The sequence below is a fragment of the Pseudomonas sp. Irchel 3F6 genome (genome assembly GCF_900187595.1).
In the GTDB taxonomy this organism is placed as follows: domain Bacteria; phylum Pseudomonadota; class Gammaproteobacteria; order Pseudomonadales; family Pseudomonadaceae; genus Aquipseudomonas; species Aquipseudomonas siliginis.
Map to the genome: position 1 here is coordinate 243,739 of NZ_FYDP01000002.1, position 18,041 is coordinate 261,779.

Below are 18,041 nucleotides of genomic sequence, written 5' to 3' on the forward strand. Positions count from 1 at the left end.
TGACACCTCGAATGTTGAATGTGCCGAAGCCCTCGCGGTCGGGCTCGCTCCCGGGAGGTCAGCTGCGTGACGGGAGCTGATGGATTTCGTAGTTATCCAGCACCCGGTTCACCGCCAGTTCCGCCAGCATGATCACCTGCTGGATGGCCAGTATGGTGTGTCGCTGTGGGCTGTCGACGTGGGCGGCGATGTCGCTGCTCATGATGCTGGCCGAGGCGAGGGATTCGCAGGCGTGGGCCAGCAGGCTTTCGTTGTCCTGGTCCGGGGCGACCTGGAACATGGTGCTGGGTTTGTGGTTTTGCTGCGCGCTGGCGGACGGTTTGAGGTAGTGATCCAGCGCACGCTCGGCGGCGTCGTGGAGTTTTTTCGAGTCGGGGGATTGGTAGGGGGAGGTGCTTGCGGATTCGGGGGGATTGGGTGTGGGTTTGAACATGGCAAAGATCCTTTTGGATTTATGGAGCTGCCATTTTTCGTTTTCCAGGCGAAAGGGGTGGCAGCTGTACGCGGACTGGAAAAACCGGCAAAGGATCAAACCCGGCAGACCCGAAGGTCTCCCACGTACAGCCGCCATAACTGAATACCGGCGCTGAAAGAGCGCGGCATTATGTCATGCGCTGTGATCCTGCGGGTTTTCCAGACCCGGTCGCTGATTCGTCAGCAACCGCCAAATCCTAGCCAGCGCTCTTCCGACGGACAACCTGCAAAACCTGTCGGAAACTTCCCAGTAAACACCGCGATGTAGGAGCTGTCGTAGGCTGCGATTTTTTGATTTTTAAACAACAAGATCAAAAGATCGCAGCCTCGTTGCACTCGTCAGCTCATGCACGAAGTCAGCGGTGTTTAAAGTCAGGTGGCGACGCGCGCGCCAGCCAGACTCCCGCTCAACTCATACGCGACCAATTCCGCCTGATGCGCCGCCAATATCTCCGGCAACGACCCACGCAAGTACTCCACCCAGGTTTTGATCTTGGCATCCAGGTACTGCCGCGACGGGTAGATCGCGTAGAGGTTGAGTTCCTGCGAGCGGTAGTTCGGCATCACGCGCACCAGAGTGCCGTTGCGCAGGCCTTCGATGGCGGCGTAGACCGGCAGCACGCCGACGCCCATGCCGCTGGTGATGGCGGTTTTCATGGCGTCGGCGGAGTTCACCAGGAATGGTGAGCTGTTGATGGTGACCGTTTCCTGGCCGTCCGGGCCGTCGAAGGCCCATTTCTCCAGGGGGATCACCGGGCTGACCAGGCGCAGGCAGGCGTGGTTGAGCAGGTCGCTGGGTTTCTGTGCGGCGCCGTTGGCTTTCACGTACGCCGGCGAGGCGCAGACGATGCTGTAGGTGATGCCCAGGCGCTGCGAAACGAAGCCCGAGTCTGGCAGTTCGCTGGCCAGCACGATGGACACGTCGTAGCCCTCGTCGAGCAGGTCCGGCACGCGGTTGGCCAGGGTCAGGTCGAACGTCACGTCGGGGTGGGTCTTGCGGTAGCGGGCGATGGCGTCGATGACGAAGTGCTGACCGATGCCGGTCATGGTGTGCACTTTCAGCTGGCCGGCCGGGCGCGCGTGGGCGTCGCTGGCTTCCGCTTCGGCTTCTTCGACGTAGGCGAGGATCTGTTCGCAGCGCAGCAGGTAGCGCTTGCCGGCTTCGGTCAGGGCGATGCGCCGGGTTGTGCGATTGAGCAGACGGGTTTGCAGATGGGCTTCGAGGTTGGAGACCGCGCGCGAGACGTTGGCGGTGGTGGTGTCCAGTTGCACGGCGGCGGCGGTGAAGCTGCCCGCTTCGGCAACACAACTGAAGGCGCGCATGTTTTGCAAAGTGTCCATGGGGTGCTCTCAAGGGAGATGGCAAATTGTGACACGAAGTTTCAGGGGCTGAGACCCCCGACCAAGGGATTATCTCGTTAACCGTAACAAAGATTCACAGAAATCCCAGCTTATCGCCGCAGAGGCAGCTCCATAGAATTGCGCCGATTCCTGTAGGAGCTGCCGAAGGCTGCGATCTTTTGATGTTGTCTTTAAAAAGATCAAAAGATCGCAGCCTTCGGCAGCTCCTACACAAGTCCCTCGATTGATCCCTTTCTCAGGAATTCGCAGCTGTGCCGCGTCGCATCAACAGAGCGCTTTTGCCGCTCAGTGTTCTGGCTTTAACCCTGGCTCTCGGCGGCTGCATCTCTACCCACGGCATTGCCCCTCACGGCGAGGCACTCGCGGCCGATTCACTGGCCACCGACGCGGCCATTGCCGAGGCCGCCAAAGACGCCCACTGGCCTAGCGCCCAATGGTGGCAGGCGTTTGGTGATGCGCAACTTAATCGCTGGATCGACCTCGCCGTGCAAGGCAGCCCGAGCATGGCCATGGCCGCTGCGCGGGTGCGTCAGGCCAAGGCCATGGCCGGTGTTGCCGAAGCGGCCGAGGCGTTGCAGATCAATGGCGAGTCGACCCTCAAGCGACACAACTGGCCGACCGATCAGTTCTACGGCCCCGGCGAACTGGCCAATACCACCACATGGGACAACAACGCCGCGCTCGGCTTCAGCTACGCCCTCGACCTCTGGGGCCGCGAGCGCAATGCCAGTGAACGCGCGGTGGATCTGGCCCATGTGAGCGTGGCCGAGGCGCGACTGGCGCAGCTGGAACTGCAGAGCAATCTGGTCCGCGCCTACATCGAGTTGTCGCTGCATTACGCCCAGCGCGACATCGTCGCGGCGACGCTCCAGCAGCAACAGCAGATTCTCGATCTGGCGCAGAAACGCCTCAGCGGCGGTATCGGCACGCATTTCGAAGTCAGCCAGGCCGAAGCGCCGCTGCCGGAAACCCATCGCCAACTCGATGCGCTGGACGAGGAAATCGCCCTGAGCCGCAACCAGATTGCTGCGCTGGCCGGCAAAGGGCCGGGCGCTGCTGCGCAACTGCAGCGGCCGACGCTGTCCCTCGCGGCGCCGTTGAAATTGCCCTCGGCATTGCCTGCCGAACTGCTCGGGCAGCGTCCGGACGTGGTCGCCAGTCGTTGGCAAGTGGCGGCGCAGGCGCGCGGTATCGATGTCGCTCACGCCGGGTTTTACCCCAATGTCGATCTGGTCGGCAGCCTCGGCTACATGGCCACTGGCGGCGGCGCGCTGGAGTTTTTGACCGGCAAGAAACTCAACTACAACGTCGGCCCGGCGATCTCGTTGCCGATCTTCGACGGCGGCCGACTGCGTGGTGAATTGGGCGAAGCGGCGGCCGGTTATGACATCGCCGTGGCGCACTACAACCAGACCCTGATCAACGCGCTGAAGAACATTTCCGATCAGTTGATCCGCCGCGAGTCGATGGACAAGCAGCAGGACTTCGCTGCCGAATCCGTGGCCGCCGCACAGAAGACTTACGACATCGCGATGATCGCCTATCAACGCGGCCTCACCGATTACCTCAATGTGCTCAATGCGCAGACCTTGCTGTTCAAACAGCAGCAAGTGCAGCAGCAGGTCCAGGCGGCGCGGTTGAGTGCGCATGCCGAGCTGGTGACTGCCTTGGGGGGCGGCCTCGGTGCCGGTGATGACGTGCCGACAGCCGCGCAGACCCAGGCCCCGAAAACCCCGGCGCTCCTGCGTTGAACACAGCATCCATTGTGGGAGCGAGCCTGCTCGCGAAGGGGGCGTATCAGTCAATGAACATGTTGCCTGAGACTGCGCTTTCGCGAGCAGGCTCGCTCCCACAGGTTTCGAGTCCGCATTGCATGCCTGAGTATTTTCGATGACCTCCTTGCCCGCCCCCCTGCGCTGGCTCCATTCCCTGGAATGGCGTCGCGGTTTTTTCGACTGGGCACGCAGCGATGGCGTGACCTGGGTGTATATCTTCAAGGTGTTGCTCGCCGCGTTTCTCACGCTATGGCTGGCGATGCGTCTGGAACTACCGCAACCGCGTACGGCGATGATCACGGTGTTTATCGTCATGCAGCCGCAGAGCGGCCAGGTGTTCGCCAAGAGTTTCTATCGCTTGCTCGGCACGCTGGCCGGGTCGGCGATGATGGTCACGCTGATCGCTTTGTTCGCGCAGAACACGGAGCTGTTTCTCGGCTCGCTGGCGATCTGGGTCGGCATCTGCTCGGCCGGTGCCGCGCGGTGCCGCAACTTTCGCGCGTATGGTTTTGTCCTTGCCGGTTACACCGCAGCGATGGTCGGTCTGCCGGCGCTGGCGCACCCGGACGGCGCCTTTATGGCGGCGGTGTGGCGGGTGTTGGAGATATCACTGGGGATTCTCTGTTCGACGCTGATCAGCGCGGCGATTCTGCCGCAGACCGCCAGTGCGGCGATGCGCAATGCCTTGTATCAGCGCTTCGGTGTGTTCGCGCTCTTCGTCACCGACGGCTTGCGCGGGCGCAGCAAAGCAGAGGCGTTCGAAGCCAGCAACGTGCGCTTCATTGCTGAAGCCGTCGGCCTGGAAGGGCTGCGCAGCGTGACCGTGTTCGAAGACCCGCACATGCGCCGGCGCAACGGTCGTCTGAGTCGTTTGAACAGCGAGTTCATGGGCATCACCACGCGCTTCAACGCCTTGCATCAATTGCTCGAACGCCTGAACGGTGGCGAAGAGCACGTCGTGGCAGCGATCAAACCGGGCTTGCAGGACCTCGCCGAAGTGCTCGACGGCTTCAGCGGTCGCGCGCTGACCAGCCCGGATGCGGCACGTTTGGCGACCGCGTTGGCCACCTACAAGGAAGGTCTGCCGGCACGTGTCCGAACCCTGCGCGGGATCTTTCAGGACACTGCTCCGAGCGAAGCCGAACAACTGGATTTTCACACCGCCTATGAATTGCTCTACCGCTTCGTCGATGACCTGCACAGCTATGCGCAGACCCACGCGTCGCTGGGCGAGCATCGTCACGAACGCGAACGCTGGGACGAGCCGTTCACCCCGCAAACCAACTGGTGGGCGGCGGCCGCTTCGGGGATCCGCGCCTCGTTCATTCTGCTTGTGCTGGGCAGTTACTGGGTCGCCACCGCGTGGCCGAGCGGGGCGACCATGACCCTGATCGCCGCCGCCACTGTCGGTTTGTCTGCGGCTACACCGAACCCGAAACGCATGGCTTTTCAGATGGCCTGCGGGACTTTTCTCGGCGCACTGATCGGCTTCGTCGAGATGTTTTTCATCTTCCCGTGGATCGACGGTTTTCCCTTGCTCTGCGTGATGCTCGCGCCGGTGATCGTGCTCGGTTCGTTCCTCGCCTCGCGGCCGCAATACGCCGGGGTCGGACTGGGCCTGCTGATTTTTTTCAGCACCGGTTCAGTGCCGGACAATCTCACGATCTACAACCCCTACACCTTCATCAACGACTACATCGCCATGGTCATGGGCATGCTCGTGTGTGCTGCGGCGGGGGCGATTATTCTGCCGCCGAACAGTCGCTGGCTGTGGCAGCGCCTGGAGCAGGATCTGCGCGGGCAAGTGGTCTATGCGATCAGTGGAAAACTCAAAGGCCTGGCCTCGAGTTTCGAGAGCCGCACCCGCGATCTGCTGCATCAGGCCTATGGCCTCGCGACGGGGCAACCGAAGGTACAAAAGAGTCTGCTGCGCTGGATGTTCGTGGTGCTGGAAGTCGGCCACGCGATCATCGAATTGCGCAAGGAGCAGGCGATCCTGCCGGTGCACCCGGCGTATGCCGAATCGCAGCCGTGGCGTCAGGCAATCCGCGTGATGGGGCGTGCGTTGGTGCGGCTGTTCTTGCAGCCGAACGCAAGCAATCTCGAACGCGCACTGGTCGCGGTCGATCACGCCATCAGCCGCGTCGCCGCCACCGATGAGCCGTTCGCGCCGCACTTCGATACCTCCGCGTTGCGCCGGGTGAAAAGCTATCTGCACTTTATTCGCACCTCGTTGCTCGACCCGCAATCACCCCTGGCCGAATTCGCTCCCGCCAGGCCCGAAGGACTTCCCCATGCCTCGTGAAATCGCCTTCCACGGCGTGTACATGCCGACCATGACCCTGATGTTTTTCATTGCTGCGGGATTGGCCTGGGCAGTTGACCGCTTCCTCTCGGGGTTCGACCTGTACCGCTTTTTCTGGCACCCGGCGCTGCTGCGCCTGAGCCTGTTTACCTGTCTGTTCGGTGCCATGGCGCTGACTGTCTACCGTTGAGAACATCTTGATGAAAAAGTTTTTCAGCCTGCTCGCGACCCTGCTGGTGCTGGCCCTGGCGCTGTGGATTGGCCGCACGTTGTGGGAGCACTACATGAACACGCCGTGGACCCGCGATGGCCGCGTTCGCGCCGACATCATCAACGTTGCCGCCGACGTCACCGGCGAAGTGGTCGAAGTGCCGGTGCGTGACAACCAACTGGTGAAAAAGGGCGATCTGCTGATGCGCATCGACCCCGAGCACTACCGCATTGCGGTCAAGCAGGCGCAGTCACTGGTCGCTTCGCGCAAGTCGACCTGGGAAATGCGCAAGGTCAACGCCCATCGCCGCGCCGACCTCGACAATCTGGTGATCTCTAAAGAGAACCGCGACGACGCCAGCAACATCGCCGACGCCGCACTGGCTGATTACCAACACGCCCAGGCGCAACTGGAAGCCGCCGAACTCAACCTCAAACGCACCGAAGTGCGTGCGGCGGTGGACGGTTACGTGACCAACCTCAATGTGCATCGCGGCGATTACGCACGTATCGGCGAAGCGAAGATGGCCGTGGTCGACATGAACTCGTTCTGGGTTTACGGCTTTTTCGAAGAAACCAAACTGCCGCACGTCAAAGTCGGTGACCAAGCCGACATGCAATTGATGAGCGGCGAAGTGCTCAAGGGTCATGTCGAAAGCATTTCGCGCGGGATCTACGACCGCGACAACCCGGAAAGCCGCGAACTGATTGCCGACGTGAACCCGACGTTCAACTGGGTGCGGCTGGCGCAGCGCGTGCCGGTGCGGATTCATATTGATGAGGTGCCAGAGGGCGTGTTGCTGGCGGCGGGGATTACTTGCACGGTAGTGGTGAAGCAGGACCTGGCAGACAAGTGATCGACGGCGTCGCCCCTGAACCGGGCGACGCGGTGATGCTTCCAGCTACTGGGAAATGTTGTAGCGATACAGACAACCCAGAGGGTTTTCTGGATTGATGTTGAGGGCAACAATCAATTTGCCTGGGGCCTGCTGATAATGAAGCCTGGAGAGCGAGTCGGTCGTCTCCTCGCGATGGATGACGCCACCCGCGTCTGAAAAATCGGAGTTGTAGCCACCGCTCCGGGTTTTCACACAGGCAATATAATTGCCCTTCTCGTCTCCACCAGAAACTACGATGTTATCAGCGAAAGGAACATGGTCCGCCCAGTTGACTCGCCTGTCGCTGCCGAGAGCTGGTGGGAGTGGCATGGCATTCGGACTGCCGAAAACGTCAAAATCGGGCTTACCTTTTTCATCGAAGGCGAACAACATGCCGTATCGCTCACTGACACCGCTGCCCATGTTGGTGTAGCCAGATGCCGTAAATCTATCAGGGGCTCGCTGTCTCACAGTATTGAGTTCGGCACCCATGAAGTTGTACCGGACTACCACAACCCCGGGTCTTTCCGAGAGGCCGAAACTCTCATGGAGCGCGCCACTGTCTGAATTCAACATCACGAGGAGACCGTCCGTGTTCACGTCGGGCTCGTATTTTTCGTAGCCTGCAAATAACAAGAGTCCATTGTCGAGCACGCAACCGTCGCTGAGTGAAGTCGATGCATGCGGCATCCCGTGATTAATTTCAACTCGGCCATCTGTGCCGAATGCCTTCACGGGTGCGCCTTGCGCATCGAATTTGTAAAGGTGCGCCCTGAGCACGTCAGGCGTGTGGTAATCAACGCCGACAATAACGCTGCCATCGGGTAGCGCGAAGACGAATGCCGGGCCTTTTTTCGTAAGCCGTTGTGTGTTTGGGGGATCGATGATGACTTGGCCATTCTCGCCAAAGCTGCTCACTCGATTGCCTTTGCTGTCAAGGCAGAGAATCGCAGCGCTAACCTCGTTCGATTGCTCATTGGCTGTGCTGCCTGCCATGAACAGCCGCCCATCGGCACCTTCTGCAATCGGCCCGCCAGAGGCCTGCTCATTGGCCAGGAACGAACCCGTGACACGCCCTGCGACCCCAAACGCCAGGTCTACGGCACCCAAGTGGTTCAGCTTGGAAACGAAGAAGACGCCTTTGTCGAAGGTACTGGTGACCAGCAACGATTTATCGCGCAGCAGCGTTGACCCCGTGAGGGGCCGGGACTTCGTCGGGTCGTCCTGGAATATATCGTCAAGTTGAAGTTTGCCTTGGCCGCTTCCCCATGTAGCGTCGATTGTCGCCCTGATGTTCGCGGCCTTCTCTGCGATTGCCATATACGTCCCTGCGCGGTTGTCGGGAGGTCGGTTTACTCGCCGGGCGCTAACGCTGTCTTAACACTATTCACCTGGCTTGAACTCACGATAGGCCTTCGCTTAGAGGGCGCCTACTGTCAACTCTGACAGGTCTGGCTACCGCTGGTCGCAACGACTGGGGATCAGAGCTTGGCGCGCAACCCGAACCGCTTCATCAACGTCGATTCCAGCAAACCCTTCGGCAACAACGCCGCCAATAACGGCAACGCCCGGCTGCCGTTGCCGATGCGAACCAGCCGTGGCGGCTTGCTCTGCCGCACCGCTTTCAACAGCTCAGCCGCAAACTCACTGGCCGGTGTTGGCTTGTCCTGCGATGCCTTGGCCCGTGCCCGAATGCCTTCACGCAGGGGAAACCACGGCGATTGCTCGTTGATCAACTGCTCGGCTTCATGTCCGGCATTCTTCGCAAAACTCGATTCAATCGCACCGGGCTGGACTTCCATCACACGGATGCCAAACGGTGCCAGCTCCATGCGCAATGCATCGCTAAGCGCATGCACCGCCGCTTTCGACGCGCAGTAGGCGCCGGCAAACGGTGTGACCAGCACACCCGACACACTGCCGATATTCACCACCAACCCCTTGGCCGGACGCAGCAGCGGAAACAACGCGCGGGTGACGCCAACAATCGAAAACACGTTGGTCTCGAACTGGCGCTGCATCGCCTGCACGCCGCCGTCGAGCAGCGGCCCCATCGCGCCGTAACCGGCGTTGTTGATCAGTACATCGAGGCCGCCATGTTGCTGGCGGAGGCGCTCGGCGAGGTGTTCCAGCGCGGCGCCATCGTTGACGTCCAGCTCGATAGCGGTGAAACCGGCAGCGCTCAGCGCGCTGACATCTTCAGCCTTGCGCGCACTGGCCCAGACTTCGTAGCCAGCGGCTTTGAACGCGTCGGCAAGGGCGCGGCCGATGCCGCTGGAACAACCGGTAATCAACGCAACGGGCATGGCGCATTCCTTGTGCAAACAGTCGGGGGAGGGGATCAGTCGGAGAAACTACCTTGCAAATGCTCGGCGCGAAACTCCAGGGTTTGCGGACGATAGCCGGGGCGCAGCGGCGGCAGTGGCAAGCAGTCTTCCCAGGTCGCGCCGGCCTGCAATTCGCCGGGGCCGCGATAGCGTGGGGCAGTGTATTGATTGTCGGCCAGGTTGACCGTATCGCCCGGCGCATAAGCGGCGATGCGCCAGCGCAGCTCGGTCAGCGGCACATTGTTGCCATTGTTCATTTTCAATTGCAGCGGACGGTCGGCCGGGCATTGCTCGGGAGCGTAGGCAATGCGCAGTTCCAGGCGCGCCAGTTGCTTGATCTCGCGGTTGTCCAGCCACACCACCCACATGGCCACGAAACCCAAGCCAATCGCAGCGGCTACCGAAACCGGCAAGGCCTTGGCCGGGTAGCGCAGCAGCAGGATCAACCAGGTAATGACCAGCAGGATGCCGATGAACATGCGTGAGCGCTCCGTGGGTGAGTGAGCCCCATCCTACCGAAGGCTTGGCGCAATGGGTATTCGGGACGAGTTTGTGCGCACCGTTGGTCGGGACTGTAATTTCTGACAGTAGGAATGCGGTTTCGCGCTTGCTCTCATGAGCCAAGGGCACACTGGGACGTTGACGCACTATGGGCATCCACAGCAATACGCCAACGCTTGCCGTGAACGATCCGCGCGGGTTGGCCATCCTCAGCGTCAACTACTGGCGCGCCGATGCGGCGTTGGCAAGCGAGCCCCGGATCGAGCGGACGTTGCGCGACAACGCCGGCCGTGCAGTCAAACAATGGGATGCGCGATTGTGGGCGTTGCAGGCGAATGATCCACAAGCGCCCGCCAGCCTCACCACTGTCCATGCCTTGAACGATATCGCGCTGCGCTCGGACAGTACCGATGCGGGAGTCCAGGTCCAGTTGCCGGGTTTGGCCGGCCAGACGTTGTGCAACTGGGACAGCCGTGGCACATGCCGCGAAATTGCATACGATGACTTGTTGCGACCTGTCGCGGTGTTCGAGGAAGGCACCGGCGTACCTCGCCGTTGTTCCGAGCGCCTTGCCTATGGCCGCCCCGGCGCGGGCGATCCGCTGCGCAATCAGCTCGGTCAAGTGATTCGTCATGACGATCCCGGTGGCAGTGTTCTGTTCTCGCAGTTTGCGATCACCGGGCAGTGCAGTGAAAACATCCGTCACTTCACGCTTGAGCCGGTTGCCGCGGATTGGCCAGAGGCTATCGCCGATCGACAGAAGTTGCTCGAACCTCAAGGGGCAACCACACAATGGCGCTATGCCCCGCTGGGACCTGTGCTCGAACAGTTCGATGCCGGTGGCAATCGGCAGGCCTTCGCACTGACTCTCCACGGCCAGTTACGCGCAGTTGAAATACGGCTCAAACTTCAGACTCAGAACCATTCGGTCGTCAGTGATATTCGCTACGACGCTTACGGACAAGTCACTGATGAACTGGCAGGCAACGGCGTGCTGACTACGCTGAGCTACCGTCCCGAAGACGGCCGCCTGCTCACGCGCCATGCTCAGGACAATCTAGGCAATGTGCTGCAGCATCTGATCTACGCCTACGACCCGATGGGCAATGTAACGAGTATCGAAGACCAGGCATTGCCCGTGCGCTGGTTCGCCAACCAGCGTATCGAGCCGGTCAGTCGTTACCGCTATGACAGTCTTTATCAGTTGTCCCATGCCACTGGCTGGGAGGCCGGCGTTGGCGGTGGCGGGCCGACCGCTGTCGCCAATTACAGCCAGCGCTATCATTACGACGCCGGCGGCAATTTGCGCGGGCTGACTCACGTCGGCCAACAGAGTCCAGGTCACCAACTGCAGGCCGCACGCTTTAGCAATCGGTGTTTGCCGTGGCACGACGGTAAGCCGCCCTCTGAAGCAGAGATCGCTGCAGCTTTCGATTCGCGGGGTAATTTGTTGTTGCTGGATCAGGGGCGCCGGTTGCAGTGGAATCTGCGTTGCCAGCTGGACTCGGTCGTGGTCGTCTCACGCCGATCAGATGCCGATGATCGTGAAAGCTATCTCTATGACGGCGCCGGTCAGCGGGTATGCAAGACGCGTTCGTCACGGGCCTCTGCACGCAGTCTTCTTGCACAGGTGCGTTATCTGCCAGCGCTGGAATTACGCACCGATACCGGCACCGGTGAGAGCCTGCAGGTGATCATCGTGCGGACCGGACTCAATATCGTACGCGTCCTGCATTGGCAAAGCGCACCGCCGACCGGCCTCAATAATCTCTACCGATACAGTTTCAATGATCATCTGGGCTCAATCAGTCTTGAGCTGGACGCGGATGCGCAACTGATCAGCCGCGAGCATTTTTATCCATTCGGTGCAACGGCGTGGGCCGAAGAACCCGACGTCAGCTACAAGACCGCGCGGTATTCGGCAAAGGAACGTGACGCCACGGGACTTTACTATTACGGGTTTCGCTATTACGTGCCGTGGCTGCAACGCTGGCTGAACAGCGATCCTGGTGGAGCGATCGACGGCCATAATCGCTACCGCGCGCTGCGCAACAACCCAATGACTTACAGGGACAGCGACGGGCGCAAGCCCGACAAGCCCGACAAGCGTGCTGGCGACCGGGTGTATCACGATCTTGCCGACCAGAAACTGGTCAATCCCGTGCAAGCCGCCGGCATGCAGCCCGTGCGCCGTTACTTCGAGAATGACCCAAATCCCGACGTCCAGGCCTACCGCCGCGAAATACCGGTAGCGCTGGCAGAGCTGGGAGCCCGGGACAACTCCGTGCTCAACACACATCAGGCACATGTCATTGCCGCCGTCCGGACGCACACCGCGCCACCTTCGGGGGCCGTGCTGTACCACTCCGGTGAATTCGTTTCTTCGACAATGAATCGGGTGTTGGGGGAGGAGACCACCAGCCGGATCATGGGACCCATGTCCGTTGCGTTCAACAGCCCTGTCGAAGAACCGCAAGTGCTTGCAGCCAGGCGCGGTGCCGTGGCCAAAGGCTTCCAGATCGGCGGAAATCTGCTGATGCACGCCGCTAACCCCGCAGCTCAGTTGGTGGGCTCACTGAGTGTGGCAATGGGCAATGCCATGCAGGTTTCCGAGGCTCAGACGCGGATTCAGTACAAACTGCTCAGCACACCCGTTGCCGTGCCTCTTGCCATCTCCTCGAACAGTCCGGCGGTCGACTTGCAGTCCTTCAATCGATCGGCCCGGCGGCAGCCGTTGTTCGCAGAACCGGAATCAACGCCCACACCGTTGGCGCAGCAACTGTTTGCAGCCGCGTTTACACAAGGTCCAGCGGAGCTGGCGCAGGCGACGGAAGGCGAGTCGGTCGATGAAGATTCACCACTGGCGAGACGCCGCAATTCAGTCTTCGGCTAGACAAAAAAAGCCCCCACCCAGCCCGCTGCGGATAGGGAACGCAACGGGCTGGACGAGGGCTTCTTGTTTCAGCAGGCGATTACTGCGCGATGGTTTTCACCGACACGCCGCGTTCGATCGGGGTGGAGCGGCCGTAGATATCTTCGAAACGCTCGATATCGTCTTCACCCAAGTACGAACCCGACTGCACTTCGATGATTTCCAGCGGGATTTTGCCCGGATTGCGCAGGCGATGCACCGAGGCGATCGGGATGTAGGTCGACTGGTTTTCGGTGAGCAGGAACACGTTCTCGTCGCAGGTCACTTCGGCGGTGCCGCTGACCACGATCCAGTGTTCGGCGCGGTGGTGGTGCATCTGCAGCGACAGGCACGCGCCCGGCTTGACCGAGATGTGCTTGACCTGGAAACGCCCGCCCATGTCCACCGAGTCGTACGAGCCCCACGGACGATAGACTTCGCAGTGGTTCTGGGTTTCGCTGCGGCCCTGGGCATTGAGGGTGTTGACCATCTGCTTGACGCCCTGGACCTTGTCCTTGTGGGCAATCATCATCGCGTCCTTGGTTTCGACCACGACGATGTTTTCCAGACCGATCACCGAGACCAGTTTGCCGTTGCCGTGGATCATGCAGTTCTTGCTGTCCTGGATGACCACATCGCCTTTGCTGACGTTGCCGTTGGCGTCTTTCTCGTTGACTTCCCACAGCGACGACCAGCAGCCGACATCGCTCCAGCCGGCGGTCAGCGGCACCACGCAGGCGCGCTGGGTTTTTTCCATCACCGAGTAGTCGATGGAGTTGTCCGGGCAGCAGGCGAAGGTGGCTTCGTCGAAGGTGATGGTGTCGGCGTCCTGCTGGCTGCGCTCAAGGGTCAGCAGGCAGGTGTCGTAGATGTCCGGATCGTGCTTTTTCAGTTCTTCGAGGAAGCGGCTGGCGCGGAACAGGAACATGCCGCTGTTCCAGTAGTAACCGCCGGATTCGACGTACTCGGTGGCGCGCTTCACATCCGGTTTTTCGACGAAGTGCGAGACGCGGCTGACGCCTTCGGGCAGCAGCGAATCAGCAGTGGATTTGATGTAGCCGTAGCCGGTTTCCGGTTTGGTTGCCGGCACGCCGAACAGGACCATCTCGCCGTTCTCGGCAGCGACAGTCGCCAGGGCCAGCGCACGTTGCAGGGCTTTCTGGTCTTCCAGCACGTGGTCGGCCGGCAGCACCAGCATCAGTTCGTCACGACCTTCATTGACCAGCATCATCGCGGTCAGGGCCACGGCCGGCGACGTGTTGCGGCCGAACGGTTCCATCAGGATGCGCTGACATTCCAGATTGCGCGCGGCCAGTTGCTCGTTGACGATGAAACGGTGCTCTTTGTTGCAGACCACGATTGGCGTGTCCATGCCTTCGAACACCAGACGCTCGAGGGTTTGCTGGAACAGTGTGTGTTCGCCGGTCAGGGCGAGGAATTGTTTAGGGAACTGCTTACGCGAAAGAGGCCACAGACGCGAACCGCTACCACCTGACAAGATCACCGGAATCATAATGTTTACTCCATAAAATCAATTTGGTTAGAGCAACGAACGTTGTGTCGTTTCACTCTTGTTTTTGTCTCGTTTCCGAAGACGCCGCATCCCTTGTAGGAGCTGCCGAAGACTGCGATCTGTTGATCTTGATCTTCAAAATCAAAAGATCGCAGCCTCGTTTCACTCGACAGCTCCTACAGGGATCAGCGTCTCTGCGGGAAATTGGTTAGCGAGTCGACACCGGGCGTTTCACCCATACGGGCGACAGGTTGCTGCCGTTGCCGGTGACGTACAGCACGGCTGCCTCACCACGCTCCAGAGCGACCGGTTTCACGTCGCCGACTTTCTTGTCGCCTTCGTACAGTGCCAGGCTGACTTTCACCGGGTTGATTTCACGTTCGCCACGGCCCTTGGCAGCGACGTTCGGCACCACTTCGGTCTTGCCGTCGGCGGTTTTCAGGGTCAGCGATTTGTCGCTGAGGTTCTGTACACGCACCAGGGATTTCTGCTTGTTCTTGAACGGCGGCTCTTCGATCAGTTGTGGCGCGCCGGAAGCGTTGTTGACCAGGGTGTAGTAGTGGTCACCGGCGAGTTTGACCGGCAGGGTCTGGCTGCCGACCTTGGCGCTGTAATCGCCGCCCGGCATGAAGCTGAAGTCGCTGCTGGCCAGTGGCGCGATATCGCTCAGGTTGGTGCTGCCGACAGTCGCGCTGACTTCGGCGTTGCTGGCGTTGTAGACACGCACGAAGGTCGAGCCTTTCGGAGCGGTCGGGCCGTACAGCGCGGCGTCGCCACCGGCGAAGGCTGGGACGGAAAGTACGCTGAGGCCAGCAACCAGTGCGAAGCTTTTAGCGAGACGACGAGGAGTAGTAGTGAAAGTCATGGTGTACCTCTCTTTCAGTTTTGCGCCCGATCGGGCGTCTCGGATTTAGTGTTGATGGCTACGTTTTGTTGGCGGGCGCCGGCTTGTTTGAGCTCTGCGACCCACTGCGGGTCGGCGTCGCCGATTTCGTTGTTCACAGGCAGATATCGTTCAGGAAACTCCCAGATCAGCACTTGTGGCGGGCTGTTCTTGAAGTCATCGCTTTTCAGGTAGCTGAGCATCGGCAGAATCGGGCCGTGGCCGTCTTCGGCGTAGTTGACGACGTCACTGTGCAGCGCTTGTTTGAGCGCACCGACGAAGTTCCAGTTGGGGTTGGCGCTGTAGCTGGTGCCGATCAGCGCGACCGGTACTTCGCTGTTGGCGAACAGGGCGTCGTCACCGGCAGGCTGTTCGGCGGCAACGGTGTTGCGTTTGAGCAGTGGCTCAGGCGCCGGCATCATGTTTTCGAACAGCGGATCGAGTGGCAGGAACAGACGCAGATCGCCCTTGTGCGTGACCTTCTCTGCTGGCGTGGTAACGAAGCGCTGTGGCTCGCCGCTCAGCGGGAATTTCTCGGCAATGGTTTTCGCCAGCGTATTGGCGGCGATCTCGGCGCCTTCCGGCGTCCAGTGGGTGTCGGTGCGCAGGAACACCTGCTCACCGTTCTGCTTGGCCTGTTGCAGCGGGCCGAGCAGGTCAGGGGCGAGGATCTTGTCGGCCGCGACACGGGCGTGGAAATCCTGGTACAGATTCTGGTGAATGCTCGAAGGCTTCACTTCACCCAGATGCTCCGGGTACAGACGCACCTTGGCTGGAACGATCGCCATCACCAGTTTCACGCCTTTCTCTTTCAGGGTCTGACGCACGCCTTCGACCAGCGCGTAGTTGCCTTGCAGGTTCTGCTGTTCGTTGACGATCGGGTTGAATTCCTCATCGCTGTACAACCACTGGTCGCGGCCGAGCACGACGCCCGGACGACCTTCGTTGAACAGTTTGAAATCCAGCGCGGCCCAGAGGTTGGTGCCCAGACGCTTGATCGGGAATTCATCGTCATAGTGGGTTTCCACCGCCTTCGTCCAGCGGCCGTTGAGCACCGTCGCATCAGCGTTGGTGCTGAAGCCGAAGAAGCTGCGAACCGACCACAGACCCAGGACCAACAGCGTCACCAGGAACAGGGCGATGTAGAAGATGCGTAATGAGCGGGTCATGTCAGATCCCTCAGAACTGGAAGTAAAGGAACGGCGAGAAGCTTTGCGCCGAGAGTTTGAGAATCGAGGCGATGAACAGCAGCAGGATCAGCCCGCGCATCACGTAGCGCGACCAGTCAGCGGTCCAGTAAGCCGGTTGCACCTGGGCTTCGACGCCAACGGTGTAGCCAGGTTCGTGGATGCTCGCCGGATTTTCCCCAGGCGCTGCCTTGATCATTCCCGGCGTCGCCGTGGCAGGACCATTGGCCTCGACGTTGACTTCCGGTTTGGTCTTGGCTGGCGGCTGATTGGTATACAGATCACGCAGGCCGAAGAACGCCAGGGTTACGTAAGCCACCACCAGAGTCGCTACTTGCAGACCGGTGAGGCTGGCCTGATTGAGTTCCGACAGCGACCAGTCGCCGAAGCTGAACATTGCACCGTACATGCGACCGGCGACGTGCAGATTCTCGGCACGGAAGATCACCCAGCCCATCACCACCAGCAGGAAGGTCAGTGCCCAGCGGATCGGGTTGAGGCTGCGCGGCGAAGTGTTCAGGCCGAGCATTTTTTCGATCGCCAGCCACATGCCGTGCCAGGCGCCCCAGATGATGTAAGTGATATTCGCGCCGTGCCACAGACCACCCAGAAGCATGGTCAGGAACAGATTGCGATAGGTCATCAGCGTGCCTTTACGGTTACCGCCGAGGGTGATGTACAGGTAGTCACGCAGCCAGGTGGAGAGGCTGATGTGCCAGCGGCGCCAGAACTCGGTGATCGACTGGCTGATATACGGCTGCTTGAAGTTTTCCATGAAGCGGAAACCCATCATCAAGCCCAGACCGATGGCCATGTCGCTGTAACCGGAGAAGTCGAAGTACAGCTGCGCGGTGTACGCCAGCGCACCGAGCCAGGCATCACCCGTGGTCGGATTTTGCAAGGCGAAGCAATGGTCGGCGACCACGGCGAGGGTGTCGGCGATGAAGACCTTCTTGATGAAACCCTGCATGAACCGCGTGCAGCCCTCGGAGAACTTGTCGAGGGTGTGCGTGCGGTTGTTGAACTGATCGGCGAGGTCGCGGAAACGCAGAACCGGGCCGGCAATCAGGTGCGGGAAGATCGCCACGAATGCTGCGAAGTCGATCAGGTTGCGCGTGGCCGGAGTGTCGCCACGGTACACGTCGATGATGTAGCTGATCGATTCGAAGATGTAGAACGAAATACCGATCGGCAGCAGCACGTGGGTGAGGATGAACGGCTCGAGACCGAACGAAGTCATGATTTCGTTGATGCTGTCGACACCGAAGTTGGCGTACTTGAAGTAGCCGAGGATGCACAGGTCGACGGCCACGCCGAGCAGCAGCCAGCGCTGCGCCGGTTTGGTTCTGACGCCAGCGGCACCGACTTTCAGGCCGATCCAGTAGTTCCACAACGTGACCGCTGCGAACAGCGCGAGGAAGTCCACCCGCCACCAGGCGTAGAACACATAGCTGGCGATCAGCAGCAGCAGGTTGCGATAGCGTTGCCCGCTCAGGTAGTACAAGCCGAGAAAGATCGGCAAGAACAGAAACAGGAACACGTTGGATGAAAATACCATCCCGATCTCTCCATGTTTGAACCAACAGTCAAGGGCCAAAGCCCCCCCAAACCCCCCGTGGTAGTGGAGGGGTGACACAGTGTTTGCTTGAGGTCTGGGCTGGCCGTCAAACCGCGCCCCTCACCCCCCGCCCTCTCCCGGAGGGAGAGGGAGCCTG

The 18,041-nt window shown here is 60.5% G+C and carries 14 protein-coding genes; 5 read left to right on the forward strand and 9 right to left on the reverse strand.

Annotated elements, in window-relative coordinates:
- Nucleotides 1-58: 58 nt before the first annotated feature.
- Both CKW30_RS07145 and CKW30_RS07150 read right to left on the reverse strand, forming a co-directional pair.
- The gene (locus CKW30_RS07145; RefSeq protein WP_095180412.1) at nt 59-433 is read right to left on the reverse strand and encodes a DUF6124 family protein; all 375 of its coding nucleotides are present in this window, start codon (nt 431-433) and stop codon (nt 59-61) included.
- Nucleotides 434-846: 413 nt separating this feature from the next.
- The gene (locus CKW30_RS07150; RefSeq protein WP_024011667.1) at nt 847-1,815 is read right to left on the reverse strand and encodes a LysR family transcriptional regulator; all 969 of its coding nucleotides are present in this window, start codon (nt 1,813-1,815) and stop codon (nt 847-849) included.
- 272 nt (nt 1,816-2,087) lie between these two features.
- Here CKW30_RS07150 and CKW30_RS07155 point away from each other — a divergent pair, with 272 nt between their 5' ends.
- The 4 genes from CKW30_RS07155 (at nt 2,088) to CKW30_RS07175 (ending at nt 6,983) form a co-directional block, all read left to right on the forward strand.
- Nucleotides 2,088-3,587, forward strand: a complete 1,500-nt coding sequence (locus CKW30_RS07155) for an efflux transporter outer membrane subunit (RefSeq protein ID WP_095180413.1) — start codon at nt 2,088-2,090, stop codon at nt 3,585-3,587.
- Nucleotides 3,588-3,726: 139 nt separating this feature from the next.
- Nucleotides 3,727-5,916, forward strand: a complete 2,190-nt coding sequence (locus tag CKW30_RS07165) for an FUSC family protein (RefSeq protein ID WP_095180414.1) — start codon at nt 3,727-3,729, stop codon at nt 5,914-5,916.
- Nucleotides 5,906-6,106, forward strand: a complete 201-nt coding sequence (locus CKW30_RS07170) for a DUF1656 domain-containing protein (protein WP_016771611.1) — start codon at nt 5,906-5,908, stop codon at nt 6,104-6,106. The genes CKW30_RS07165 and CKW30_RS07170 overlap by 11 nt, the downstream gene beginning before the upstream one ends.
- 10 nt (nt 6,107-6,116) lie before the next feature.
- Nucleotides 6,117-6,983 carry an HlyD family secretion protein gene (locus tag CKW30_RS07175; RefSeq protein ID WP_095180415.1) on the forward strand — a complete coding sequence of 289 codons (867 nt, stop codon included), beginning with the start codon at nt 6,117-6,119 and terminating at the stop codon, nt 6,981-6,983.
- 45 nt (nt 6,984-7,028) lie between these two features.
- On the opposite strand, the gene CKW30_RS07180 is transcribed toward CKW30_RS07175, so the two are convergent.
- From CKW30_RS07180 to CKW30_RS07190, 3 genes are all read right to left on the reverse strand, one after another.
- The gene (locus tag CKW30_RS07180) at nt 7,029-8,324 is read right to left on the reverse strand and encodes a hypothetical protein (protein ID WP_095180416.1); all 1,296 of its coding nucleotides are present in this window, start codon (nt 8,322-8,324) and stop codon (nt 7,029-7,031) included.
- A 161-nt stretch (nt 8,325-8,485) separates the two neighbouring features.
- Nucleotides 8,486-9,310, reverse strand: coding sequence for an SDR family oxidoreductase (locus tag CKW30_RS07185; protein WP_095180417.1), 825 nt, complete (start codon nt 9,308-9,310; stop codon nt 8,486-8,488).
- Between the two features lie 35 nt (nt 9,311-9,345).
- Nucleotides 9,346-9,810, reverse strand: a complete 465-nt coding sequence (locus CKW30_RS07190) for a hypothetical protein (RefSeq protein ID WP_056783040.1) — start codon at nt 9,808-9,810, stop codon at nt 9,346-9,348.
- Nucleotides 9,811-9,980: 170 nt separating this feature from the next.
- Between CKW30_RS07190 and CKW30_RS07195 the strand changes: the two genes are divergently transcribed.
- Nucleotides 9,981-12,725 (forward strand): RHS repeat domain-containing protein, encoded by a 2,745-nt coding sequence (locus tag CKW30_RS07195; protein WP_177434202.1) that lies wholly within the window; start codon nt 9,981-9,983, stop codon nt 12,723-12,725.
- A 79-nt stretch (nt 12,726-12,804) separates the two neighbouring features.
- Here the strand turns inward: CKW30_RS07195 and CKW30_RS07200 are convergent, their stop codons facing one another.
- The 4 genes from CKW30_RS07200 to CKW30_RS07215 form a co-directional block, all read right to left on the reverse strand.
- On the reverse strand, nt 12,805-14,256 hold the full coding sequence (locus tag CKW30_RS07200; RefSeq protein ID WP_024011673.1) for a mannose-1-phosphate guanylyltransferase/mannose-6-phosphate isomerase: 1,452 nt from the start codon (nt 14,254-14,256) through the stop codon (nt 12,805-12,807).
- A 208-nt stretch (nt 14,257-14,464) separates the two neighbouring features.
- Complete coding sequence (locus CKW30_RS07205) at nt 14,465-15,121, reverse strand: alginate O-acetyltransferase AlgF (protein ID WP_095180418.1); 657 nt, start codon at nt 15,119-15,121, stop codon at nt 14,465-14,467.
- 14 nt (nt 15,122-15,135) lie between these two features.
- Entirely contained in the window at nt 15,136-16,308 is a 1,173-nt protein-coding gene (locus CKW30_RS07210; protein ID WP_041479484.1) for an alginate O-acetyltransferase, read from the reverse strand.
- A gap of 10 nt (nt 16,309-16,318) precedes the next feature.
- A complete protein-coding gene (locus tag CKW30_RS07215) occupies nt 16,319-17,884 on the reverse strand; it encodes an MBOAT family protein (protein ID WP_041479485.1) in 1,566 nt (521 codons plus the stop codon).
- Nucleotides 17,885-18,041 lie beyond the last annotated feature (157 nt).